Origin of the sequence: Pseudomonas fluorescens, assembly GCF_001623525.1 — a bacterium.
Taxonomy (GTDB): domain Bacteria; phylum Pseudomonadota; class Gammaproteobacteria; order Pseudomonadales; family Pseudomonadaceae; genus Aquipseudomonas; species Aquipseudomonas fluorescens_Q.
In genome coordinates this window covers 2,397,841-2,421,845 of record NZ_CP015225.1, presented here as the reverse complement: position 1 = coordinate 2,421,845, position 24,005 = coordinate 2,397,841, and the positions used below count along the sequence as shown (strand labels likewise).

Genomic DNA, 24,005 nt, shown 5'->3' with positions numbered 1-24,005 from the left:
GGTTTCGCTTCATGGCTGTTTTCAAGAGCGTGGGTCGAACGCGTCTCGCAACGCCTCGCCGATAAACACCAACAGGGAAAGAATCAGGGCCAGGGTGAAAAATGCCGTCAACCCCAGCCACGGCGCTTGCAGGTTTTGCTTGCCTTGGGCGATCAGTTCCCCCAGCGACGCGCTGCCGGCCGGCATGCCGAAGCCGAGGAAATCCAGAGCGGTGAGGGTCGAGATCGCCCCGGTGAGGATGAAGGGCAAGTAACTCAGGGTGGCGTTCATCGCGTTGGGCAGAATATGCCGCATGATCACCTTGCGATCACTGAGCCCCAGGGCCCTGGCCGCCTTGACGTATTCCAGGTTGCGCCCGCGCAGGAACTCGGCACGGACCACGTCCACCAGGGCCAGCCAGGAAAACAGCGCCATGATCCCCAGCAGCCACCAGAAGTTCGGTTCCACGAAGCCGGACAGGATGATCAACAGGTAGAGCACCGGAAGCCCGGACCAGACTTCCAGCAAGCGTTGCCCGAGCAAATCCACCCAACCACCGTAATACCCCTGCAACGCACCGGCGGCGATACCGATCAGCGTGCTGATGGCGGTCAGTGCCAGGGCGAACAGGATAGACACTCGCGCACCGAAGATCACCCGGGCCAGCACGTCCCGAGATTGGTCATCGGTGCCCAGCCAGTTCACGGTCGAGGGTGGGCTCGGGGCCGGCTGGTTGAGGTCGTAATTGGGTGTATCGTCGCTGAACGGGATCGGTGGGAACCACAGCCAGCCGCCGTCCTTGTGGATCAGGTTCTGCACGTAGCTGCTGCGGTAGTCGGCCTGGAACGGCAGCTGCCCACCAAATTCCTGTTCGGTATGGCGTTTGAACACCGGGAAATACAGCGAGCCCTGGTAGCTCACCACCAGCGGCTTGTCATTGGCGATCAGTTCGCCGCCCAGGGTCAGGATGAACAGGCCGATGAACAGCCACAGCGACCACCAGCCCCGACGATTTTTCTTGAAACGTTCGAAGCGCCGACGGCCCAAGGGGGAAAACTTGAACATCAGGCGTTCCTCGCCGCGAAGTCGATGCGCGGGTCCACCAGGGTGTAGCAGAGGTCGCCGACGAGTTTGATCAGCAGGCCGAACAGCGTAAAGATGAACAAGGAGCCGAACACCACCGGATAATCCCGGGAGACGGCGGCCTCGTAGCTCATGCGTCCCAGGCCGTCGAGGGAAAAAATCACCTCGATCAGCAGGGAACCGGCGAAGAACACGCTGATGAACGCCTGGGGAATACCCGATACCACCAGCAGCATCGCGTTGCGGAACACGTGGCCGTACAGCACCCGGCGTTCGCTCATGCCCTTGGCTCGCGCGGTGACCACGTACTGGCGGGTGATTTCATTGAGGAACGAGTTCTTGGTCAGGATCGTCAGGGTGGCGAAGCCGCCGATCACCAGCGACGTGACCGGCAGCACCAAGTGCCAGAAGTAGTCGGCGATCTTGCCCAGTGTCGACAGCGACTCGAAGTTATCCGACACCAGCCCGCGCACCGGAAACCAGTTCAACGACGTACCGCCGGCAAACACCACGATCAGGAACATCGCGAAGAGGAACGCCGGCATCGCGTAGCCAATGATGATCGCCGTGCTGCTCCACACATCGAATGCCGAGCCGTGATGCACCGCCTTGCGGATGCCCAGGGGGATCGACACCAGATAGGTGATCAATGTTGCCCAGAGCCCAAGGGAAATGGTCACTGGCATCTTTTCCAGGATCAGGTCGGTAACCGTGGCGCCGCGGAAGAAACTCTTTCCGAAGTCGAGGCGGGCATAGCTGCTGAGCATCAGCCACAGACGTTCGTGGGCCGGTTTATCGAAGCCGTATTGTTTCTCGATGTCCTTGATCAGTTGCGGATCCAGGCCGCGACTGGCGCGGGAACTGTTGGTCATGGTATTGCTGGAACCGCCGACGCTGGCGCCGCCGATGCCTTGCAGGTGGGCGATGGCCTGTTCCACCGGCCCGCCGGGTGCGGCCTGCACGATGACGAAGTTCACCAGCAGGATAATCACCAGCGTGGGGATGATCAGCAGCAGGCGCCGCGCAATATAAGCCCACATCAATGCCGCCCTCCGGGTGTGCCACGCTTGATGAGTTCGGCGCGCATCTGCTCGTTGGTCAAGGGTGTGGGGCTCACTTCCCACCAGCTCTCGATGGCTTCGTCATTGCTGGCCTGTACTTTCGGGATGCCGAAGCGGTTCCACCACACGGTCGAGCTGCCCGGCGGGTAATAGTTGGGAATCCAGTAGTAATTCCATTGCAGCACCCGGTCCAGGGCGTGGGCGTGGCGGAGCATGTCGGCTTGGGTGCTGGCCTTGACCAAGCCGTCGATCAGCGCGTCCACCGCCGGGTCCTTCAAGGCCATGTAGTTGTTGGCCCCTGGATCATTGGCGGCCGCCGAACCGAAGTAATTGTAGAGTTCCATGCCCGGCGAGGTGCTGACGGGGTAGCCGGTGATGATCATGTCGTAGTCGCGACTCATCAGGCGATTGACGTACTGGGAGGCGTCGATGCGGCGAATGCTCATGTCGATGCCGATTTGCGCCAGGGTACGTTTGTAGGGCAGCAGCAGGCGGTCGATACCGTTCTGGCTGTTCAGGAAGGTGAAGCTCAGCGGCTCGCCCTCGGCATTCACCAGGCGGTCGCCGTCCGGTTTCCAGCCGGCCTGTTCCAGCAGCACCAGGGCTTGCAGTTGTTTGTCGCGGATCACGCCACTGCCGTCGGTTTTCGGAGCCTGGAAGACTTGGGTGAAGACTTCGTCGGGAATCTGTCCGCGCAACGGCTCTAGGATCGCCAGTTCGCCGGCATCGGGCAGTTCTCGAGCGGCGAGGTCAGTGTTGGAAAAGTAACTCTGCTGACGCACATAGACGTTGCGCATCATCTGGCGATTGCTCCATTCGAAATCCCAGAGCATCGCCAGCGCCTGGCGCACACGACGGTCCTGGAACTGCGGTTTCTGCAGGTTGAAGACGAAACCCTGGGCGGTCTGGGGCGCCTGGGTGGCCAGGTGAGCCTTTTGCAGGCGACCGTCGTGCAGGGCCGGGCTGTCATAGCCGATGGCATAGCCGGTGGCGGAGAACTCGCGATTGTAGTCATAGGCGCCACCGCGCAGCACCTGGCGGGCCACATCGGTGTCGCCAAAATACTCGATGCTGAAATGGTCGAAATTGTAGAGGCCGCGACTGACCGGCAGATCCTTGCCCCACCAATCGGCATTACGTTCGAACGTAATGCTGCGCCCGGAATCGACTTTGCTGACCCGGTAGGGGCCACTGCCCAGCGGGGGCTCGTAGCCGCCGCCGTTAGCGAAATCGCGGGTCTTCCACCAATGTTCGGGAAAGACCGGCAAGGTGGCGATGTCCAGGGGCAGGGTACGGCTTTCGTTGTTCTTGAAGTTGAAGCGCACGGTGCGTTCGTCCTCGACCACGACGTCCTTGACCGCTGCGAACTGGGTGCGATAGCGCAGGCTGCCTTGGGTCATCAACAGCTCGAAGCTGTAGCGCACGTCCTGGGCGGTGATGGGCTTGCCATCGGCGAAGCGGGCCTTGGGGTTCAGGTAGAAGCGCAGCGACAGGCCATCGTCGGCCCGCTCCATTTTCTGCGCCACCAGGCCATAGACGGTATAGGGCTCATCCAGCGAGCGCTGGGCCAGTGGCGAGTAGAGCATCCCGTCGATCTGGCTGACGCCGATGCCTTTGTCGATATAGGGCAGGATGTGGTCGAAGTGGCCGATCTCGACGGCCGAGCGGCGCAGAGTCCCGCCTTTGGGGGCCTGGGGATTGGTGTAGGCGAAGTGGCCGAAACCTTCGGCATACTTGGCCGGTTCGCCATAGACGGTCAGGGCATGTTGCGGTGCCGCATCGACGCCGACGGCGCCTGTCAGCAGGACCACGGCAGTCAATAGCAGGGAAGGGAACGCCAGTCGCATTGTCAGCCTTAAAGCCGGGTGATCGATGACACGATTTGTACGCGAGCGGCGCGTGGATCGCCAGCCCCGTGTGACCCAAACACAACGGCCCACCGAAGGGCGGGCCGTCATGTCGATAAATCGGGATCAGTCCTGGCGACTGGTCACTTCCAGCAGGTGATAGCCGAACTGGGTCTTGACCGGGCCCTGGACCACGTTGATAGGGGCGCTGAAGACCACGGTGTCGAATTCCTTGACCATCTGGCCCGGACCGAACGAACCCAGGTCGCCGCCTTGACGGCTGGATGGGCACGAGGAGTTGGCCTTGGCGACTTCGGCGAAATCGGCGCCGGCTTCGATCTGGGCCTTGAGTTCGTTGCACTTGTCTTCGGTGGAAACCAGGATGTGGCGGGCAGTGGCTTTGGCCATGGGGTCATTCCTTTCGATATTTTTAAAGGTGTTGAGCCTACCGGATTCATTGAACGGTTGTTGTCAAAATTGCGTCAAAACCTTGAACCGGACGATCAAAGGCCGGCTTTGCGCAGGCGTTCGGCGTGGCGCAGGTAAAGCTCTGTGGGGGCTGTACCCTTGCGTGATGTGCCGACTCCTGGGCTGATGGCCTCCATATGGTCCATTGGATAGTCGGAGCGAATGACCTTGCCCAGGTGCGAACTGAAGCGTCCGACCAGGCCGTCGTTCTGCTCGGCTTCGGTGATGAAGTAGTCGGAGAAGGCGCGGCAGAAACCCTGCAAAGGCTCCGATGCTTCCCCCGTAGCCTCGCGCAACGTACCGCTCCATGAGTAGTAGCGCACGCCATTGACCCGGTCCGGGCCGTTCCCGCCCCAGTTCTTCGGCAGGCCTTGGGGGTATTTGTCGTTGAAGGCGCCCACGGCCTCTGTGGTCAACGTTGCCAGCGCCGCGACGGCGCTGGGCGATAGCTGCGCCTGCCCGTCAAGCCGCGAGATGAAATCGACGAACAGTGTGGCGACGCCTCTTGCCACATGCCCTGGCAAACGTCCGGGGGTCAGGGCCTTGCGCAGGAAGTCGGCCAGTTCGGAACCATGGTTGGGGCCGCTGACCGACGTGACCGAGGCAACTTTGTCGGGTGCCAGCGCAGCGGCATACCGGGCGGCCAGTGCGCCCTGGCTGTGGCCGATCAGGTTGACCCGAGCGGCACCGGTGCCAGCCAGGACCCGATCGATTTGCGCCAGTAGTTGTTCGCCCCTGGCCTCGTTGCAATGGGAGGCCGACAGATGTGGGATGAACACCCGGGCACCGCCGGCGCGTAGGGCTTGTTTGATGCCATGGAAAAGTTCGAAGCCGCCGATCTTGTCAAACCCGAACAACCCATGGACCAACAGGATGGGGAATTGAGTGGTTGCATTCCGTTGCATGTTCGTACCTTTTTCGAAGAGGTTCACGATGAATTTGCGACTTCACTCTAATCCAGGCCTGTAAGGGACGGTGTAGGAAGAAACCGCGCTGACGCGGGGAAACCGGAATAGAAAAAGTGGGAAGAATGGGAAATAGCCCGGCGCTGGCTAAAGGTGTAGGAGGTCTCCTATAACCGGAGTCGTTCGCAGCTACAGCTTTGAGCGCCAGGGACCACCGCCGTTGTCGTCTTGTCTGGCTGTGCGTTTGGCGCGAGCAGGTTTTAATGGCTCCATCGAGCGCCGTTATGCAAACGGTGCCTTCATCCAAGGACTGGAGCCTGCACATGATCACTTACCCCTCTCTTCAACGATCCCGTTCAACTTCAGGAGCAAGGCTGCCGCCACCGATCCTGGCAGCGGCCAGGGACGGGGTGATCGACCCCGCTTGGCGCAAGGCCGTCGTTACCGTCAAGCCTTATCCCATGATGGCGTGCGGGGATGAGGTGCTGCTGCGTTGGCATGGGCTCAACAACGAGGGAGAGCCTTATCGACATGAAGTGGCCGGGTTCGTCACGGAGCGGCAAGTAGGGCGCGACGTCGTGTTCGTCGTGCGCGAACCGCACATCGCCGAGTTGGACGGTGGCTCGCTGGCGCTCTCCTACCAGGTGACGGGTAAACAGTTGCCGGCCATCCTGGTTTCGCAACACCTGCAACTGGACATCGGCGATGTATCGCCGCGACTGCTGCCTGCCGTTGCCAACGATGCGGTCGGTGGGAGCCTTGATCCAAGTCGGGTGCCGGATGGAACGTGGGTGACGATTCGGCCCTACGCCAGGATGGCGGTCGGCGATCGATTGATCCTGACGGCCAGCAAGGACTCCAACGCGCTTTGGCGCGATGTGCTGGAGATAGAAGCCCATGCTGTCGGTCGTGAGCTGTCGCTCTGGATCGATCATTCGCTGATCGCTCCCCATGTAGGACACGACCTGGCCTTGGCCTATGTCGTCAGGCGTGGACATTCGGTGCGCCGAGCCGAGCCCTTGTCGTTGCACATCGGTCCTCTGCTGCGTCCTGCGTTGAAGGCGCCTAGGATTCGGGAGATGAACGACGGGTGGCTGGATGTCGACGATTTGCAAGAAGGGGTGACGATTGTTATCGATGATCCCGGGCTTGAGGCGGGCGAGCTGGTCTGGTTGCAGTGCAACGGAAACTCGTCGTATGTGCGTGAACGCGAAATCACCGAGGCCACGGCAGGCCAACCGCTCGCTTTTTTGATTCCTGCGGTGTATTGGCAGGATCAAGGCGACAGGTCGGTGGGCGTGTTCTATCAGGTCGAGCGTCTGGATGATGTCAGCCAGCGCTCCGAGTGGGTGACGGTCCAGGTGCGTTCCAGCGCGCCAGGCTGAGCGAAGCCCGGCACAACCTCTGTGGGAGCGCCGCCCCTGGCTCCAGGGGACGGCGCGTTCGGGGCTCAGGCTGGCAATTGCAGCTTGCGATGGGCTTCGCGCAGCAGCCGTTCGGTGGACTCCCAGCCCAGGCAGCCGTCGGTCACCGAGACGCCGTAGCGCATCGATGGGCCCAGCGGTTGGCAGCCTTCGAACAGATGGCTTTCGAGCATCATGCCGATCAGGGCGCGGTTGCCTTGCAGGCGTTGTTCCAACACGTCATTGAACACCTGTGGCTGGCGCAACGGGTCTTTGCCGCTGTTGGCGTGGCTGCAGTCCACCATGATCCGGGCCGGTATCTTGAGGCGGGTCAGGTCGTGGTGTATCTGCGTGACGCTCTGTTGGTCGTAGTTCGGCCCGCGATGACCACCGCGCAGCACCAGGTGAGTGTCGGGGTTGCCCGGCGTCTGGATGATCGCCGGATGCCCCTGGCTGTCTACGCCGAAATGCCGATGGGGATGGGCGGCAGAACGCATGGCATCGCAGGCGATGCCGACCCCGCCGTCGGTGCCGTTCTTGAACCCCACGGGCATGCCCAGGCCACTGGCCATTTCCCGATGGATCTGCGATTCGGTGGTGCGTGCGCCGATGGCGACCCAACTGAGCAGGTCATCGAAGTAACTGGCGGCCATGGGTTGCAACAGTTCGGTGGCGACGGGCAGGCCCAGTTGCAGCATTTCGCGCATCAACTCCCGGGACAAGGTCAGGCCGGCGGCCATGTCGTCGCTGCCATCCAGGCCGGGATCGTAGGCCAGGCCTTTCCAACCCACAGTCGTGCGGGGCTTTTCCACGTAGGCGCGCATGACCAAGAGCATGCTGTCGCTCACTTCGTGGGCTACGCGAGCCAGGTTGGTGGCATATTCGAGGGCGGATTTGGGGTCATGGATCGAGCAGGGGCCGACGATGACCAGCAGGCGGGCGTCTTCACCGTTGAGGATCGCGCGGATGGCCTGGCGATGGACGCTCACTTGGTGGCTCAACGCGGTGCTGAGCGGCAATTGATGCTTGAGTTGCAACGAGCTTGGCAGACGCAGGGTCAGGGCTTCGTTGGCAGGGTTGAGCGTGGACAGCGGCAAAGCAGAGACGGACGAATTCATGATCTGGCTTCCTGGACGGGCAGCGGGTTCGTTCCCGCGCCGGTCCTAGTGGGGTGTTCGACAATTGGCCGTATGGGCCCGCAATTGAGGCTTGCCACCGGTAGGTGACCGATCGGAGGCGGCAGGCTGTCCCGAGCGGTGGCTGGTAAATCGCCAGGCGGAAAAACTGTCGTAACGGTAATAAGTGGCGTAGTTCATGGCTCAATCCTCAAGTTGTCTGGTGTTGCAAATGTGTGGGGCCGGAAAAACAAAACCCCCGGTCGGGAGGCCGACCGGGGGTTTGGAAAACTCTGGAAGGCGACCCGTTTAAAGTGGGCGCCGGTTGGGTATCAGGCGCGCCAGTGGCTAAACCAATACCCAAAATAAAAGCTGACCGGAGTTTGAACGCTGTTCGCCCGGGCAGCCGCAACCGAGCGCAGGGCGCTGGTGGTGTGTAGCGGTGAGAGGGCGTTGAACATGGTCTGTCTCCGATGAATGGCCCTGAGCTTACTAGAGGGCAGGGCGGCGGTTCAATCAGAAAATTCTATCGAGGGCATGCAATTGTTCGCCCTGGCTTGAGTCCGCTGGGCTTTATGACAAACTTCAGGTTTGCAACGCCTCCCAGGGATGACCCATGACCGCTCCAGTCTTCGCCGCCGCCCAGTCGATTTCCGTCGCGGGGGACCTTCGCGCCAACCTCGCGTGTCATCAGCGTTTCATGCAGGCTGCCGCTGAGCAGCAGGTGCAGTTGCTGGTATTCCCTGAACTGTCGCTCACCGGCTACGAACGCAGCCTGGCTGCGGAGCTGGCGATCCTGCCGGAGGATGCCGTACTGCAACCGCTGCGTGACCTGGCGCAAGCGCTCGGCCTGACCGCCGTGGTGGGCATGCCCATTCGGCTGTCGGCCGACGCTCCGGTGTTGATCGGCGCGTTGGTCCTCGGTGCCGACGGCTCCCTCGGGGTCTACAGCAAGCAGCATCTGCACCCTGGGGAAGAAGTTGCCTTTGCCCCGGGTCACGGTGGCTCGACGCTGACAATGGGGCCGGATCGCATCGCGCTGGCGGTGTGTGCCGATTTTTCCCATGCCAGTCATGCGGCTGCGGCAGCCGGGCAGGGCGCTACGCTCTATGCAGCAGGGGTGTTGATCACCGAGGGTGGCTACGTGCCCGATACGACGTTGCTGCAAGGCTATGCCCGGCAGCATGCCATGACCGTGCTGATGGCTAACCATGGCGGCGTCACCGGAGGCTGGGAGTCGGCTGGCCGCAGTGCCATCTGGGGCCCGGACGGTTCGCTGCTCGCGGCGGCGCCGGGTACGGGCGAGCTGTTGGTGATTGCCCGCCGCGACGTCAACGGCTGGGCCGGGCAAGTCGTGCCGGTGACAGCGCTTCAATGAGGTCTTCATGAGCTTCGAGTGGCGTGCTGCAACGAACGGGGACATCGACTTCGCCCGGCAACTGACCTGCGACAACATGCTTCCTTATTACCTCAGGCATGATTTGCTCTGGCAGGACGAAGCGTTCGACCTGGCCTGGATCATTCGCCAGAACTGGATAATCAGTCGTGAAGGCCAGGCACTGGGCTTTGTCAGCCTCAGTCGTGATGCCCGGGCGCTGTATATCCGTGAGCTGCAGGTAAACGAGGCGTTCCGCGGGCAGGGCGCCGGTACCTGGACGATCGGACAGGTTTGGGACCTGGTGGTGCTGGAGCGGCGCCCGGCGCTGCGCCTGACGGTGTTCAAGGACAATCCGGCCAGGGCGTTGTACGAACGCATGGGCCTGCGTGTCGTGGGCGAGGACGAGTGTTTCCTGAGGATGCAGCGAGACATCGGTGCTTGACGCCTCGGATGTCGTGCCGATTAAAGATGCGTTGTAACTTTTATCTGTCCCTTTGCGCTAGGTCTGCCGGATGCTTTTTGCTAAGGTGTTGTGCAACCCAAATAAGACCAAATCGTGAGGTGTCTGCTTGATTAGGGTGTTAGTGGTCGATGACCATGATCTCGTCCGTACGGGCATTACACGAATGCTGGCTGACATCGACGGCCTGCAGGTAGTTGGTCAGGCTGAATCCGGGGAAGAGTCCCTGATCAAGGCACGTGAATTGAAACCCGACGTGGTATTGATGGACGTCAAGATGCCTGGCATCGGCGGCCTTGAAGCCACGCGCAAGCTGCTGCGCAGTCACCCGGACATCAAGGTGGTCGCGGTAACCGTCTGCGAAGAGGACCCATTCCCCACCCGGCTGTTGCAAGCGGGCGCGGCGGGCTACCTCACCAAGGGCGCTGGCTTGAACGAAATGGTCCAGGCCATTCGTCTGGTTTTTGCCGGGCAACGCTACATCAGCCCGCAGATCGCCCAGCAGTTGGCGATCAAGTCGTTCCAGCCGACCAACGATTCGCCTTTCGATGCGCTGTCGGAACGGGAAATCCAGATTGCCCTGATGATTGTCGGTTGCCAGAAGGTACAGATCATCTCCGACAAGCTGTGCCTGTCCCCCAAGACCGTCAACACCTACCGTTACCGTATCTTCGAGAAGCTTTCGATCAGCAGTGACGTCGAATTGACACTGTTGGCGGTGCGCCACGGCATGGTCGATGCCAGCGCCTGAAAATGACTGAATTGTTTGATCCCAGCGCGTTCCTCTCCACCTGCAGCGGTCGCCCTGGCGTGTACCGCATGTTCGACAGCGAGGCGCGCCTGCTTTATGTCGGCAAGGCCAAGAACCTCAAGAAGCGCCTGGCCAGCTACTTTCGCAAGACCGGCCTCGCCCCGAAGACCTCTGCTCTGGTGGGGCGCATCGCGCAAATCGAAACGACGATCACCGCCAATGAAACCGAGGCCCTGCTGCTCGAACAGACGCTGATCAAGGAATGGCGCCCGCCGTACAACATCCTGCTGCGCGACGACAAATCCTACCCCTACGTGTTTCTGTCCGACGGGGCGTTTCCGCGCCTGAGCATTCATCGGGGTGCCAAGAAGGCCAAGGGCAGGTATTTCGGCCCTTATCCCAGCGCCGGGGCGATTCGTGAAAGCCTCAGCCTGCTGCAGAAGACCTTCTTCGTTCGCCAGTGTGAAGACAGCTACTACAAGAACCGGACCCGGCCCTGCCTGCAGTACCAGATCAAGCGCTGCAAGGCGCCTTGCGTGGGGTTTGTCGAGCCCCAGGTCTACGCCGAGGACGTGCGTCACTCGGTGATGTTCCTGGAGGGCCGCAGCAATGCGCTGACCGATGAGCTGTCGGCAGCCATGGAGGACGCGGCGGTCAACCTTGAATTCGAACGCGCCGCCGAGCTGCGCGACCAGATTGGCCTGTTGCGCCGTGTGCAGGACCAGCAAAGCATGGAAGGCGGCAGCGGCGATGTCGATGTGATCGCGGCGTTCATCAACCCGGGCGGCGCCTGCGTGCATTTGATCAGCGTGCGCGGTGGTCGGGTGCTGGGCAGCAAGAACTTCTTCCCCCAAGTGGGCATCGAGGAAGACGTGTCCGAGGTCATGGCGGCGTTCCTGGGCCAGTACTACATCAGCAGTCCGGAACGGGACCTGCCTGCCGAGTTGATCGTCAACGTGGTCCATGAAGATTTCCCGGCTCTGATCGAAGCCATCGACAAGCTCCGCGGTCGTGAACTGACCATCAGCCACCGCGTTCGCGGCACCCGCGCCCGTTGGCAGCAGTTGGCCGTGACCAACGCCGAACAGGCCCTGGGCGCGCGCCTGGCCAATCGTCAGCACGTGGCGGCGCGGTTCGATGCCCTGGCCGATGTCCTCAACCTGGATGAGCCGCCGCAACGGCTGGAGTGCTACGACATCAGCCATTCCAGCGGCGAGGCGACCGTGGCCTCCTGCGTGGTGTTCGGTCCGGAAGGCCCGATCAAGTCCGACTACCGCCGTTACAACATCGAAGGCGTCACACCGGGCGATGACTATGCGGCGATGCATCAGGCGTTGATGCGGCGCTTCGGCAAGCTGAAGGACGGGGAGGGCAAGTTGCCGGATATCCTCCTGGTGGACGGTGGCAAAGGCCAGCTGTCCATGGCCCGCGATGTGCTCAATGAGTTGATGGTCCCGGACCTGATCCTGCTCGGCGTGGCCAAGGGCGCGACGCGCAAGGCCGGTTTCGAGACCTTGTACCTGAACGATGCCGCCCATGAGTTCACCCTCAAGGGCGATTCGCCAGCGCTGCACCTGATCCAACAGATTCGCGACGAAGCCCACCGTTTCGCCATCACCGGACACCGTGCCCGCCGTGGCAAGACGCGCCGGACGTCTACACTGGAAGGTGTGGCAGGCGTCGGCCCGACGCGACGCCGCGACTTGTTGAAACATTTTGGTGGATTGCAGGAACTGTCTCGTGCCAGCATCGAGGAGATAGCCAAAGCACCCGGTATCAGTAAAAAGCTCGCAGAGTCGATTTATGCAAACCTGCATAGCGAGTAGAATGCCCGTCAACCTCGTAGCCAGTTGTGCCGATGAATATCCCAAACCTGATTACCGTTCTACGCGTCCTGCTCATCCCGATCTTCATATTGCTGTTCTATTTGCCGTACCACTGGAGCTACGTGGCCTCCGCCTCGGTCTTCGCCTTCGCCGCCGCGACGGACTGGCTGGATGGTTACCTGGCCCGACGCCTTGAGCAGAGCACGCCGTTCGGTGCCTTTCTCGACCCGGTGGCCGACAAGCTGATGGTCGCGGTGGCGCTGGTACTGCTGGTGCAGGAACATGGCAACCTCTGGCTGACCTTGCCGGCGGCGGTGATCATTGGTCGCGAAATCGTCGTTTCGGCACTCCGGGAATGGATGGCCGAGCTGGGCGCTCGTGCCCAAGTCGCCGTGTCGAACCTCGGCAAATGGAAAACCGCCGCGCAGATGCTCGCGCTGGTGATCCTGCTGGCCAACCCGTCGGATTTCAGCTTCTGGGTGCTGTTGGGCTATGCGCTGCTGCTGGTTTCCGCTGGGCTGACGCTCTGGTCGATGGTGCAATACCTGCGCGCCGCCTGGCCGCATCTGCGGACGGATGTAGAGCCGAAATAAAACTTTTTTGAATCAAAGGGTTGACGGCGTAATCTGAACCTATAGAATGCGCCACACCAAGACGCGGGAATAGCTCAGTTGGTAGAGCACGACCTTGCCAAGGTCGGGGTCGCGAGTTCGAGTCTCGTTTCCCGCTCCAAGATTCAGAAAAAGCCACTCAGATGAGTGGCTTTTTTTTGTGCATGAGAAATGCTGCACTTATGTGCACAGGCTGCTTTCGGTCGATTCTGTTGAAAAAGTCGACCTGGGCTGATTGCCCATATTAGGTGCTGAAAACGCCAATTTTGCAGGCTGCTACGTAAAATCTGAGCCATGAAATCTCGTGCGCAACGCACAGATTTAAATCTCAGACGCGTACTTTTCTGCGGTGGAAATCGCAGCTGACTTTTGCAACAGAATCGGTCAGAAGCGAACACTGACAAAAAATCAGGGTAGCATTTACTAAGGTAACTTTTGAGGCTGATAATGCCGGACAGAGCCATCCTCGTTGATTAAACGCTCGCCTCTCGTCGCCTCTACCAAGCGAACAAACCAAAACCAGCAATCCTCACGGCCATGAGGTACTGCATCAATAATTTGGAGGACCTCCTCACGCGAGTAAGCCCTTAGCATGTCCGCAACATGATGCAGGTCATGCCATTTAGGCGAACACGCGAGGATGCGTTCGAGAAGGTCCTCATGTACGGCACGATGCAGTGGATTCGCCGTCGCAGCTAGTCGGTAAAGCAAACTTTCCTGGTTGATGTCGCTTGATGCAATGCACCGTCGGAGAGCATCAATAGGAAACAGCTCGAAACCCTCGGTGAATACTTGTGGAATGAGCGCGGCGAGGGCAGGCACGGCAAGCATGCGATCCAGCAGCGGAGCATTGTAGGCAGCTACCCCTTTTAACACCGCCAGTACCGCTGCCGCTCGCTTGTCGTCGAGATGATGCACGACATATTCGATGGCTAATTCTGGCATAAGAGCTAACAACTCTGGTGTGAAATGATCTTCCCACTGGCTAATCACACAATTAAGCGCGATCCAATCGGGAAAAGGATGCTCGATACCATCAGTTGTCTTTACGCTGAGTATGCCACCAGATAGCTTCTGCCAGTCCCCATACAGCAAAAGGGCTTGGCGGAGGTGATACGCTGGAAATGCGTTGGGTTGCTCCGCGATAAAACTGACAATGCGGGGAATCCCCGCTGGATAGACTCGGGCAATAGCGTTAAGTACGTCTTGCGTCGCTTTAGGCTGCATTGGACTGCCTAGCCGACGCCAGATCTCGTCGATGAGCGAAACCGGAGCACTTGGAAGCCAACGCATGTGGGCAAGTGCAGGGATGTGGTGGATGCCCGCGAAGGACGGTGGCAGCTGTTTAATCAACTCAGGTAGTACTCCCTCGCCATGACGTGCGATTAGTACCCGCCAGCCCGCCTCGTCATGACCCGCAGTAATCCAGGCCCGCGCCGTTTCGTCATCAATTTCAGGCGAAAATTTCTTGGCGAGTTTGTGATGATGAGGGGCGCCAGTTGCTAAAGCCACTCGCTGAAAGCGAGCTACCCATGGCGTGCCAAATTCCACGATAGCAAAGCCGAGAAGTTCCTGTGCACGTGGCCTCATGGACGGGAAGTTTGAGAGTAGAAGACCGAACACGTCGTCATCACTGCATCCGACAAGCACTCTGTTGATTTCGATCCACCCGCTAGAATTTAGCTCTACAACAGACTCGATCAATCGCTCGTATTCGATAGCAATGAACCGAGCCAGGGCTCTGTTGGTACGTCTTGCTGCGGCTGGCTGAAGTAACCAGGCACGCGAAGCGATCGTAGTGTCGAGATGCGGGCGAACCCAGTGCGGTACATCGCCACAGCAACCAAGTGCGGTTGCGGCCGCCTCTGTCCAGCTTATCTTACCGTTAGCCGCAACTTGCTCTAACCAAAGACTCCACTCAGGCCCACCCCTTTCGGCAATTGCATCGAGGACAAGACTGCTATTCGGAGCCCCTAGCCAATCGGCGAGCGTAGACCGCTGCGCATACAGAGCTTTTGGGCGGAGGGCTTGCTTCCACTCCGATGGGTACATGCTGGATCGTCCTAGATTAGAAAGTACCTCCAGAGCGGGGCGAAAAAGTTCCGGGCGCTCGGCCTCTAGTGCAGCGATTGCGGCGCGATTGCGCACAGCCAAGCGAGGATCTGCCAGAGCGTGAGACAACGCTTCTGATAGGGTCGGCATAGGGCGATCTGCACCGCGGCTTATGTCGAGTGTGGCAGCCAGCAAAAAATCCTCCCTAACTGTTGCGTTTATATCGCTATCTGCTGCGCGTCCACCCGACTGGATAGCCAGGGCATAGCTCTCGCGCGTCCGGAGTGAGTCTATTGCTCGCTCGGCGACAGCATCGGCTAGTAGGCCGCGTCCGGTGAGCCAACTCCAGTAAAGGTCGTGGCATGGGACTGCCTGACCTCCGCGCTCTAGGATGGTGCCGAGACTTCGTAGTAGCCTGGCCGGGTCAGTAATTTCCAACTTCGCTGATCGAGTTTGGAGTTCATCCGTGAGGCGACCAAATGATCGCGTTCCCGCCAGAGAAAGGTCAGACACAGCCCCGGCGAGCGCTTGAGTGAAGCGCTCGGGTAGCCCTTGCATAAGGTGCTCATGGAATTGACGCAGAAGGTCGCCGGTCGTCGCAGAGCGCGCGTCCGAAAGAACTTGGATGGCCAAAAGGAGGGGGAGTCGCAGAAGGTCAATTACCGGACTAGGTGGAAGCGCCTCGTCTGGGGTTGCGGCTGCGACTGCGCGCTTTACCCGGTCGGGCGGGAGCAGATCGAGGGTCCACTGCTTTAGAGGGCTGTCATCCATGTCAGCAAATCTGGCCGTCGCAACTAGGCGTGTGCTCCTTAGAGTGCGCAGTGCGCGTCGCTTCTCTTCTACCTTCGCAGCGCCCGCGAATTCGGACCAGCTGTCGACGAAAATACAGACTCGTGGATCTTGGAGCAAAGTAGATAATTTGACTCCCGGAGCCGCCTCCGTGACCATCTCCTCTAGATCGTGCCAGCCTATCGCTTGTCCTGCTGGGAGATAGAGCGGGATGATGGTGCCGGCTGCGAGCAACTTATTGGCTGCGTGCCAGAGAGCATGAGTCTTGCCTGAACCTGGCTGACCGACGATGAGGTGTTTTTTTTCTGGGAGCTCAAGTAGATCTGATAAAGATGCGCTCGCGGGAATCCCATGTGCCTTGACTTCGGTGAGGCGCGGCTCCCCTGAGAATGCGTCCACAAGGGCATCCCGGGCTGAGGACTTGGTTCCAGGGAATAGCAGGTCGATCGATGGCGGTGCGCCAGTCTCAATTAACAACTTCGCTAAGTCGCGTAACTCTTCAATAGATAGAGCAGTGCTTGGCCGCTCCGAGCGTTCACCCAATATATCTACGGCGACGCTTGACGGAACTGCGATTGAGGTCGCTCGTTCTAGACAGGCCAGGAGTTGTGTTCCGTTTAAACGACGCGGATCCGAACCGAGCGCACAAGCAACGGCATCGCGGAACACAGCATCATATGCGCGATGTGCCATGTCTGCGGTCGACAGGAGCTGTTGTCGGCGACTCACGATAGCGCGTCGATTGCGCTCCTCAAGCGAGCGCCAATCCGGTTCGCCGCATGCAAAGACTACTGGACTGAAAAGCTCAGCTCTAAGCTGCTCGGGAAGGCTATTTATTACAAAGGCTCGAAGCTCCTCAGAAAGCGGCCGCTGAAGAAGAGCTGTGCGAAGCTCCTCAACGCCCCCTCCGGAAGCAGCCGCCTCCCACGCGGTTAGGCCAGCCACGCCGGAAGGCAACGCATCCTTGCGCTCTTGTCCGATGCGCGATGTGGTCAGAAATACGAATCTTACTTCTCGGCCAGGATTACAGGCCCGCAGCCTGTGCAGAGACTCAATTGCGGCCAGCACATCTGGCGAGTTCAGCGTTACGGCCCCGGACTCGCGCGTGTCCTTCACCTGTGTGGCCCTCAGAACGTCATCTATCCTGCCCGGCTCACGGAGAAGCTCGCTGAAGTCCTCAGCGACCTCTAGGTAGAGGTCATCGTCAACACCCAGATCCAGCCACGCGGCAGCTGAGGCGTGGAGCTGGTAGACATATCCACGAAGCGAGGCAGTTGCTTGCCGGATCAAGTCTTCTGGTGGGACGCTCCAAACCTGAGAGGGGTTTCCAAAGACAGAAATGGGTGTAGTCGACATGGGTTTGACTCTGTGGCAAAGCAGCGGAGTAGCGGCAGGCTGCGCAGTATCGAAGTGGTTAGATACTAAACCAGATTGGCTCTCGACTTTGGAACTACACTCCATGTAGGGAGCCAGAGCACACTGAGACTATGCTGGAGCCGGATATCTGGCGGTCTAAGGGTGTGCTCAATCTGGAGCGTTTCGACGTTACTGCGCGGATCGTTTGTGGTGCCCTCGACTCGCAACCTGCTGCAACGATTTTCATCATTGCCCTCATCCTGGACATCCTGAGCTAAGATGTTTTTACACGTCAGTGCGATCAAGGACATTAAGCGCAGCATGAACCTTCAATCTCTTGGCAACAAATTGCAGCGCTACCGGAGCCAGTTGGAGGTCACTGAAAGAGGAGTGTTCAAGGACGCGACTATCTCAGTGGATCGCCTGACGCAAATCGCACAGGGCGCTGTTGAGCCGACGGGCGACGAAATTCTCATTCTTGCCGACTTTTATCGATGCGACTTCAAGTTTTTCATTTCTAACGAGCAGGTCGTCCCGTTCGAGCAGACGGAAACCCTGTGAAGAGCGCACGGCAAGGAGTTCTCGAAAGCAGATCGCGCGGCCATCCAAGTTTTTGTACCTAGGTGATACGGAACAGTTTCTCCAAGAGCTGAGCGCCACGACGCTGCGCTCAGAATCGAAATAGAGGAATGATCTTAACTTGACAGAATCGTCATAGGTACGACATGGCAGGAAAACGACAACATTACATTCCCAGATTTCTTCAGCGAGAGTTTCTCGCTGAGCGTAGCGGCGATGCTGAGCGGACGTGGCTGCATCGACGAGGTACCGCAGCGCGACTGGTAGGTATCAAAGACGTCGGAGTTGGAGAATTTTTCTACTCCAAGCTTGGGGCAGCAGACGAAGAAGCGCTCGACGATCTGATCACAGCTCTTGAATCTGATATCCATACCAGTCTCCGAGAGCTCCAACATGCCCCCCGAGGTGCCATCGTTGACCCACGAGTTTCAGCTCGCATCACGACGCATCTTACGTTTAGGACAGCGCATGTACGCTCTACTTTTCTGCAGGGTGCTGAACAGCTCTTAGAGCAGATGTCCGCACTAGTCGCTGACTCGGATGAATTGCGCCAAATGATGGGGGTGGACAGTGTGGGCATGAGCTTGTCCCTCGCAGCAATCGATGAAGAACTGAACACGTCTCTCCTCGGAGAGTTATTGCCGCCTCCTTTCGCTAGGAGGGCGATGGCCTTTTTGCTCCGTGAGTCGTTCAACGAGTTCCATTCGTCCCATATGCCCATGGTCTCCGAAGTTTTCACCAAGCTCGTCAAGGCGCTTCCTACTATGATTCGGGACAGTCATAACAATGCATTGAAAGTGTCCCAAGCGAACCAGTGGGAAGCCGAACTTGCACAGTTATCTTGGCGAACCTGCAGCGTTGTGAATGCGATCCTTTCGGACTGCATCGCGTTGGCACAGAGCGGCTCTGACTCACTAACAGCTCTCACTTTGAGAGAGCACCAAAGGCCTGACGTAATAATTTTACCCATTGCTCATGACTTGTTGCTCGTGGGCTCAAGAGGCGAAATAAAAGATATTGAAATCGGGAAAATCAATGCCGCCAGCGCTGCCTGCAGCGACAGTTTCTTTATTGCCCGCAATTCCTGCGACTCGACCGACCTTGCGAGCTTGATCGGTCAGCGCTGCTCCCTCTCAATCAAGAAAGTTATTGCAGAGGCTATAACAGAGATCAGGCCGCGCGATTCCTCACAGCCAAGCACAAGGTCTGATATTACCCCCCTTGCTTTATCCGATCACACTAATAGTTTCAGCTTCTCTCTAGCATGCCAAGGGTTTGCCGATGGCGAAACTGCGTCCAAGCTTGGTGATGTTATGCGGGCTGTTGCCCAAGAAATGAGCCGTGACTTGCCACTTTCACAGTTAGATGGTGTTACGTTCGCGGCAAACTACGAGGCTGCTCTGGAGACTCTGGACAGGGGTGATGCAAGGCTTCCCCCGGACAAAACCCGCCCTCGATCTTATGGTCAAGCCATAGCCAAATGCGTTCATGTCATCCGCGACGGGAAGCGTAAAGAGCATCTTGTGCTCAATGCTAGTATTGCCGTTGCACTGCTCGATGCAGACGATGAGAACACAGCATGGGCTTTACACGTCATTGTTGGAATGCTCGCCGACGTCGCGCACAGTGCGATGTATGAGCAGCGTCTTCCTACGATGTCAGAGATAGCTTTTGACAGCATGTCAAGGCGGCTGCACGTAGCCTCATCTGCCTGCCCCGGCAGGTATTTCACAGCGCGAACTAGCGCTTTTACCGATATCAACGCCGGCGAACGATTTGCCACTTTATGTTCGGATAGCCTGTTCTCAGCACAACAAGAGGTCCAACGCGCGAAGCAGGCCTACATCATTGACCAAGCAATGGATCAGCTGCTAGATACAGCCCTTCTGCATGTCTCTTCCGTACTCGATCATGCAGCTGAATGGTTGGGGCATAGGGATGGGCTTCCAATGCAGGAGTCGTTCCCCGGCTCCTCCTTCCCGGATAGTTTGAAAGATCAGGGCCTTCGCGATTGGCTTGAGCTTTTCGGGCTCGACTTACGACGACTTTATGACGCAGACGACCAGTTCACAATCGAGAACATCCTTGCGCTTTCAAGACATGTCGAGCGTCTTCTATGGACGATGGGCTTGTTCCCCTGGCCGACGGAGGATGGAGGCCTGTATATGTCTTTGGGGCCAATCACATGAACAGGGTGCCGCGCGAGTGCTGGATTTCAACACGGGTAGTCGACGATACGCATGTGTGTTGTTTACCCGCAAATCCCCTTAGGCCAGCACGGCTGGCGGACAAAGTTGAATAATCCAGCTACCACGTGTAGGGGGGCTAGGGGTTGAGTGTTCAAATCACTCCGTACCGACCATATTTTTCAATGACTTAGCCTAACCTCTTATCAGTTCGGCTTTTTCATCTCATGTCTAGCACAGCACGCCCATCAGCGCGTTTGGGAGGGGAGAGAGAGGAGATACGTGGCTACGGAAGGCTGTGCCGATCATTTTGTGCGTTCTATGATCCGCAATGTTATCGTGCTATCACGTATGACAGCTTCGTCAGGGACTGAAAGGGGACAAGATGACCGATTTCGAGCAGCAACCTTTTGCGGACGCCGAGTTTGCAGAGAATCCGGAGCAACGATGCCCCTGCATACTGCTGTTAGATACATCATCATCCATGAATGGCGCGCCGATCCGCCAATTGAATGATGCGCTGCAGTTCTTCAAAGAAGAGCTATATGCCGATGTAATGGCGGCGAAGCGGGTAGAGTTGGCAGTGCTTACCTTTGGCCCGGTTAACGTCCAAACCGAGTTCACGACTGTCGATGGTTATTTCCCTGAAGTGTTGGAGGCCTCTGGTGTCACACCAATGGGCAAGGCCGTCGAGCGTGCATTGGATCTGCTACGCGAACGCAAAGAGCGTTACCGAGCGAATGGTATCAAGTACTACCGCCCCTGGGTTTTTCTAATTACTGACGGTTCCCCAACGGATGATTGGCAGGAAGCGCGCCGACGTGTTCATGAGGGCGAGGAACGAAAGGAATTCATGTTCTATTCCGTCGGCGTTGAGGGCGCGGAGATGTCGATTCTCACTCAGTTGGGAGTGCGTCAACCTCTCAAGCTGAAAGGTCTGGCGTTTCGAGAACTCTTCGCTTGGCTATCTAGCTCTCTGAGCGCTGTATCGCAGTCGAGTCCGGGGGACGCGGTGCCTCTTGCCAATCCAACGGGGCCGACGGGGTGGGCAGTTGCAGAGTAGCCTGCATTGGCGCTGGGCCGCAGCGTCGTGTATTGGCACGTCGCATCTACGAATGGGCACACGGAAGCAGGATGCATTTAGCGTCATGCGCGTCCATTCAGATGCAATGTGTGCGATTGTTTCTGATGGCGCGGGCAGTGCTAGTCACGGTGGGCAGGGCGCTGTATTAGTCTGCCGCACCCTGCGGATCAATTTTCGTAACTGGTTTAAGCAACATGAAGTTTTGCCAGGCGACGAAACGATCATGTGCTGGATTGATCAACTCCGCGATCATCTTTCGTTGGTCGCGAAGAAGCGGGGTGTAACTCGGCGACAGTTTGCCTCCACGCTGGTCATGCTGGTGATATTCAAAGATCAAGTCTTGGCTTTACAGATCGGCGATAGTGCACTTGTGGCGCGCAAGGAGGGTGTGTGGGAGGCCATTTGCTGGCCGGAGAACGGAGAGTTCGCTTCGACGACCTATTTCGTTACCGATGATCCTGAAGTTCGTCTGCACACCTATCGCTTTGATCGGAAGCACGATGCTTTCGCTCTTTTTTCCGATGGGCTTGAGTCAGTTGCGCTGGAGCAGGCCACGCAACAACCTTTTGCTCGCTTCTTCGATCCCATGATCAAACCGGTGGATCAGGCACGGGCGGATGGGCGCCTTGCCGAGTTATCAGAAGCGCTCACGCGTTATTTGCATAGCCCTGCGCTGTGTGACCGCACGGATGACGACAAGACGCTCATTCTGGTGTCGTGTAGATGACCTCTATGCAGGTCAAGGTTGGCGGTAAAACCGAGCGCCTTGACAAACAGCTGGGCAAGGGGGGCGAAGGCGATGTGTACGCCTTGGTGGGGCGAGGTGATTGTGCGGTCAAGATCTATAAACCGGAACTGCGTGTCTCGCGCGAGAACAAAGTCCGAGCAATGGTTGATGGGAGATTGGCTGGTGCGACCACCCTCGTCGCTTTTCCGGCTGAAGTAGTGACTGATGCCGCTGGTAACTTTCTTGGTTTTACCATGCGGTTGGTGGCGGGATACCGCGCGCTGCATGAGCTATACAGTCCAAAATCCCGCAAGATGAATTTTCCAAAGGCTGATTATCGCTTCCTGGTCCGCGTAGCTCAAAATGTCGCACGTGCTGTCGCCACTGTGCATCAAGCCGGGTGTATCATCGGCGACCTCAATCACTCTGGGGTACTGGTAGGTCCTGATGCGACGGTCGCGTTAATTGATGCCGACAGTTTCCAGTTCAGTTTGAAGGGCCACGCTTACCCTTGTGTTGTCGGCACCGAAGACTTCACACCACCCGAGCTTCACGGGGGTAGCCTTGCGAAGGTCATCCGCACTCAGGCACACGACAATTTCGGGCTTGCGGTTGCTATCTTCCAGTTGCTAGCGATGGGCAAGCACCCCTATGCAGGTCGTTACAACGGTCCGGATCTGTCTTTGGGGCAATCGATAGCACAGAATCGTTTTGCCTTTTCGATGGCTCGACGTAACGAGACACGTACCACACCGCCCCCTGGCTCTGTACTGCTGGCGGATTATCCTGGAACTATAGCGGCGGCATTGGAGTCTGCGTTTGGCCTCGCGCCCTCGTCACGCCCAGATCCGGCCACCTGGGTCAGCTTGCTCCAGAGACTCGAGACGGGATTGCGCCGCTGCGCAGACGTAGCGACCCACTATTTCCCAGGCTCTGCAACTTCTTGTTTGTGGTGTCGATTGGCGAGTCAGTCTGGGGTAGAAATGTTTCCCCAAGGCCTGGCTGCTGGCGCTGTTCCGTTGGCAGGGCCATTCGATTTGGAGCGCGTGTGGGCGGCTATTCGAGCACTGCGTATCCCGATACCAGAGGAAGTGTTGCCGGTTTGGAGTGGCACCATCGCTGCCCCGAGCCTTTCTGTGACACAAGCAAAGGGTAAGCGCCATGATCCCGCGATCTTGGGTGGTGTTGCTTTGCTAATCGCCATTATTGGCTGTGTTCTCGCTCCCAAAGCAGCACTGCTGTGGGGGGGGCTCGGGCTTATTGGTTTAGTGCGAGTCTTTGCTACCGATAAGGTGGACTCAACGACTTTTCGCAAGGCTTATCGAGACGCGGACAGTAAGGTGCGCTTGGCGTCTCAAGCCTATCTTCAACGAATTGGTCTGCGGGAAATGCACATCTTGCGTGCCGATTTGGAAGATGCAGTCATTCGATATCGGCAGGTCCAAGATGGTCTTGTTCAGGCGCTCAATCAACTGAAGTTGACACGAGAGGAGCGCCAACGCGCAGTTTTCTTGGATCGCTTTTTGATCAGGCGAGCGTCGATACCTGGTATCGGAGCCGGGAAGACTGCCACGCTTGCGTCTTTTGGTATTGAGACGGCTGCGGATATTACTGCTTCAACAGTTCGAGCGGTGCCAGGTTTCGGAGAGGCACTGACAGCGAAGATGTTAGCTTGGCGTCTGGGGCATGAGGGTAAATTTCGCTATAACGCCACACCCGATCCGTCCGATCTACAAGCAGAACAGTCCACTCGAGTGGCGTTCGCAACTAAACAGATCGAACTCCAAAGAAAAATTCAGTTGGGCTTGGCTGCATTGCAAGCGGCTGTGCCACGCTGCCTTTCTACCAAAAACACACCAGATCAGGCGCTCATGCAAGCACTCCAGGAGCGTGCTATCGCAGAGCACGATTGTGCTGCATTGGGGATCAGCGTACCTGCGCCAACCGAAATCACCATTGATATCCCCAAAAGAACGCAAACACTGCCAAGCAGAGCTAATCCAGCGCCGGTGACCTCTGGTTCGTCGATACCGACTTCCGCGCGTTTACCTGCAACGAACTCTTGCCCGAGCTGCGGCGCTTCCATGGTGCGTCGTACCGCACGCAAGGGAAAGCATGCGGGGCGTCAGTTCTGGGGGTGCTCCAAATTTCCTGTCTGTAAAGGCACAAGGAGTTAAGGCTTAGCTCAGCAGTCAGCTCGCAGAAAAAGAGCTGGCCGGTACGGCAGGCGTACGGCTGATCGACTGTGATGGGCTTTTGGCCGATTACGTCCAATTACCTGTGGGTGCGAACCAAATCGCATAGTCCAAAGCCACCTGTTCTTGGCCCTTGATACACCCCAAGAA

At 58.3% G+C, this 24,005-nt stretch carries 19 protein-coding genes and 1 tRNA gene; 12 read left to right on the top strand and 8 right to left on the bottom strand.

Going from position 1 to position 24,005, the window contains the following annotated elements; translation table 11 throughout:
- Positions 1–21: 21 nt before the first annotated feature.
- The 5 genes from TK06_RS10285 to TK06_RS10265 all read right to left on the bottom strand — a co-directional run bounded on the left by TK06_RS10285 (position 22) and on the right by TK06_RS10265 (position 5,343).
- Positions 22–1,044, bottom strand: coding sequence for an ABC transporter permease (locus TK06_RS10285; RefSeq protein WP_063321976.1), 1,023 nt, complete (start codon positions 1,042–1,044; stop codon positions 22–24).
- Positions 1,044–2,102 (bottom strand): microcin C ABC transporter permease YejB, encoded by a 1,059-nt coding sequence (locus TK06_RS10280; protein WP_063321975.1) that lies wholly within the window; start codon positions 2,100–2,102, stop codon positions 1,044–1,046. Before TK06_RS10280 ends, TK06_RS10285 begins: the two co-directional genes overlap by 1 nt.
- Positions 2,102–3,970 (bottom strand): extracellular solute-binding protein, encoded by a 1,869-nt coding sequence (locus TK06_RS10275; protein WP_063321974.1) that lies wholly within the window; start codon positions 3,968–3,970, stop codon positions 2,102–2,104. The genes TK06_RS10280 and TK06_RS10275 overlap by 1 nt, the downstream gene beginning before the upstream one ends.
- Positions 3,971–4,096: 126 nt before the next feature.
- The gene (locus TK06_RS10270; RefSeq protein WP_275261157.1) at positions 4,097–4,396 is read right to left on the bottom strand and encodes a peptidylprolyl isomerase; all 300 of its coding nucleotides are present in this window, start codon (positions 4,394–4,396) and stop codon (positions 4,097–4,099) included.
- Positions 4,397–4,473: 77 nt separating this feature from the next.
- Positions 4,474–5,343, bottom strand: a complete 870-nt coding sequence (locus TK06_RS10265) for an esterase/lipase family protein (RefSeq protein WP_063321973.1) — start codon at positions 5,341–5,343, stop codon at positions 4,474–4,476.
- A 323-nt stretch (positions 5,344–5,666) separates the two neighbouring features.
- Here TK06_RS10265 and TK06_RS10260 point away from each other — a divergent pair, with 323 nt between their 5' ends.
- The gene (locus TK06_RS10260) at positions 5,667–6,728 is read left to right on the top strand and encodes a hypothetical protein (protein WP_238992619.1); all 1,062 of its coding nucleotides are present in this window, start codon (positions 5,667–5,669) and stop codon (positions 6,726–6,728) included.
- Positions 6,729–6,793: 65 nt separating this feature from the next.
- Here the strand turns inward: TK06_RS10260 and TK06_RS10255 are convergent, their stop codons facing one another.
- Entirely contained in the window at positions 6,794–7,864 is a 1,071-nt protein-coding gene (locus TK06_RS10255; protein ID WP_063321971.1) for a 3-deoxy-7-phosphoheptulonate synthase, read from the bottom strand.
- A 613-nt stretch (positions 7,865–8,477) separates the two neighbouring features.
- Here TK06_RS10255 and TK06_RS10250 point away from each other — a divergent pair.
- From TK06_RS10250 to TK06_RS10225, 6 genes are all read left to right on the top strand, one after another.
- Positions 8,478–9,239: a carbon-nitrogen hydrolase family protein gene (locus TK06_RS10250; RefSeq protein WP_063321970.1), complete on the top strand. Its 762-nt coding sequence runs from the start codon at positions 8,478–8,480 to the stop codon at positions 9,237–9,239.
- A 7-nt stretch (positions 9,240–9,246) separates the two neighbouring features.
- Entirely contained in the window at positions 9,247–9,681 is a 435-nt protein-coding gene (locus TK06_RS10245) for a GNAT family N-acetyltransferase (RefSeq protein WP_063321969.1), read from the top strand.
- Between the two features lie 127 nt (positions 9,682–9,808).
- A complete protein-coding gene (gene gacA / locus TK06_RS10240; protein WP_003200277.1) occupies positions 9,809–10,450 on the top strand; it encodes a response regulator transcription factor GacA in 642 nt (213 codons plus the stop codon).
- Positions 10,451–10,452: 2 nt separating this feature from the next.
- Entirely contained in the window at positions 10,453–12,276 is a 1,824-nt protein-coding gene (gene uvrC / locus TK06_RS10235) for an excinuclease ABC subunit UvrC (RefSeq protein WP_063321968.1), read from the top strand.
- A gap of 32 nt (positions 12,277–12,308) precedes the next feature.
- Positions 12,309–12,869, top strand: coding sequence for a CDP-diacylglycerol--glycerol-3-phosphate 3-phosphatidyltransferase (pgsA, locus tag TK06_RS10230; RefSeq protein WP_018608070.1), 561 nt, complete (start codon positions 12,309–12,311; stop codon positions 12,867–12,869).
- A gap of 63 nt (positions 12,870–12,932) precedes the next feature.
- Positions 12,933–13,008 (top strand) — tRNA-Gly (locus tag TK06_RS10225).
- 302 nt (positions 13,009–13,310) lie between these two features.
- Here the strand turns inward: TK06_RS10225 and TK06_RS10220 are convergent.
- The gene (locus tag TK06_RS10220) at positions 13,311–16,844 is read right to left on the bottom strand and encodes an ATP-binding protein (RefSeq protein WP_153044835.1); all 3,534 of its coding nucleotides are present in this window, start codon (positions 16,842–16,844) and stop codon (positions 13,311–13,313) included.
- Positions 16,845–17,363: 519 nt separating this feature from the next.
- Between TK06_RS10220 and TK06_RS10215 the strand changes: the two genes are divergently transcribed.
- A complete protein-coding gene (locus TK06_RS10215; protein WP_063321966.1) occupies positions 17,364–17,645 on the top strand; it encodes a helix-turn-helix domain-containing protein in 282 nt (93 codons plus the stop codon).
- 134 nt (positions 17,646–17,779) lie between these two features.
- Here TK06_RS10215 and TK06_RS33455 read toward each other — a convergent pair whose 3' ends face one another.
- On the bottom strand, positions 17,780–18,034 hold the full coding sequence (locus tag TK06_RS33455; RefSeq protein ID WP_153044834.1) for a hypothetical protein: 255 nt from the start codon (positions 18,032–18,034) through the stop codon (positions 17,780–17,782).
- A gap of 207 nt (positions 18,035–18,241) precedes the next feature.
- On the opposite strand from TK06_RS33455, the gene TK06_RS10205 reads away from it, so the two are divergent.
- From TK06_RS10205 to TK06_RS10190, 4 genes are all read left to right on the top strand, one after another.
- Positions 18,242–19,852 (top strand): hypothetical protein, encoded by a 1,611-nt coding sequence (locus TK06_RS10205; protein ID WP_153044833.1) that lies wholly within the window; start codon positions 18,242–18,244, stop codon positions 19,850–19,852.
- Positions 19,853–20,234: 382 nt separating this feature from the next.
- Positions 20,235–20,912 (top strand): vWA domain-containing protein, encoded by a 678-nt coding sequence (locus TK06_RS10200; RefSeq protein ID WP_063321963.1) that lies wholly within the window; start codon positions 20,235–20,237, stop codon positions 20,910–20,912.
- Positions 20,869–21,660 carry a PP2C family serine/threonine-protein phosphatase gene (locus TK06_RS10195; protein ID WP_310650558.1) on the top strand — a complete coding sequence of 264 codons (792 nt, stop codon included), beginning with the start codon at positions 20,869–20,871 and terminating at the stop codon, positions 21,658–21,660. The genes TK06_RS10200 and TK06_RS10195 overlap by 44 nt, the downstream gene beginning before the upstream one ends.
- A complete protein-coding gene (locus TK06_RS10190) occupies positions 21,657–23,837 on the top strand; it encodes a protein kinase domain-containing protein (RefSeq protein WP_063321962.1) in 2,181 nt (726 codons plus the stop codon). Before TK06_RS10195 ends, TK06_RS10190 begins: the two co-directional genes overlap by 4 nt.
- Positions 23,838–24,005 lie beyond the last annotated feature (168 nt).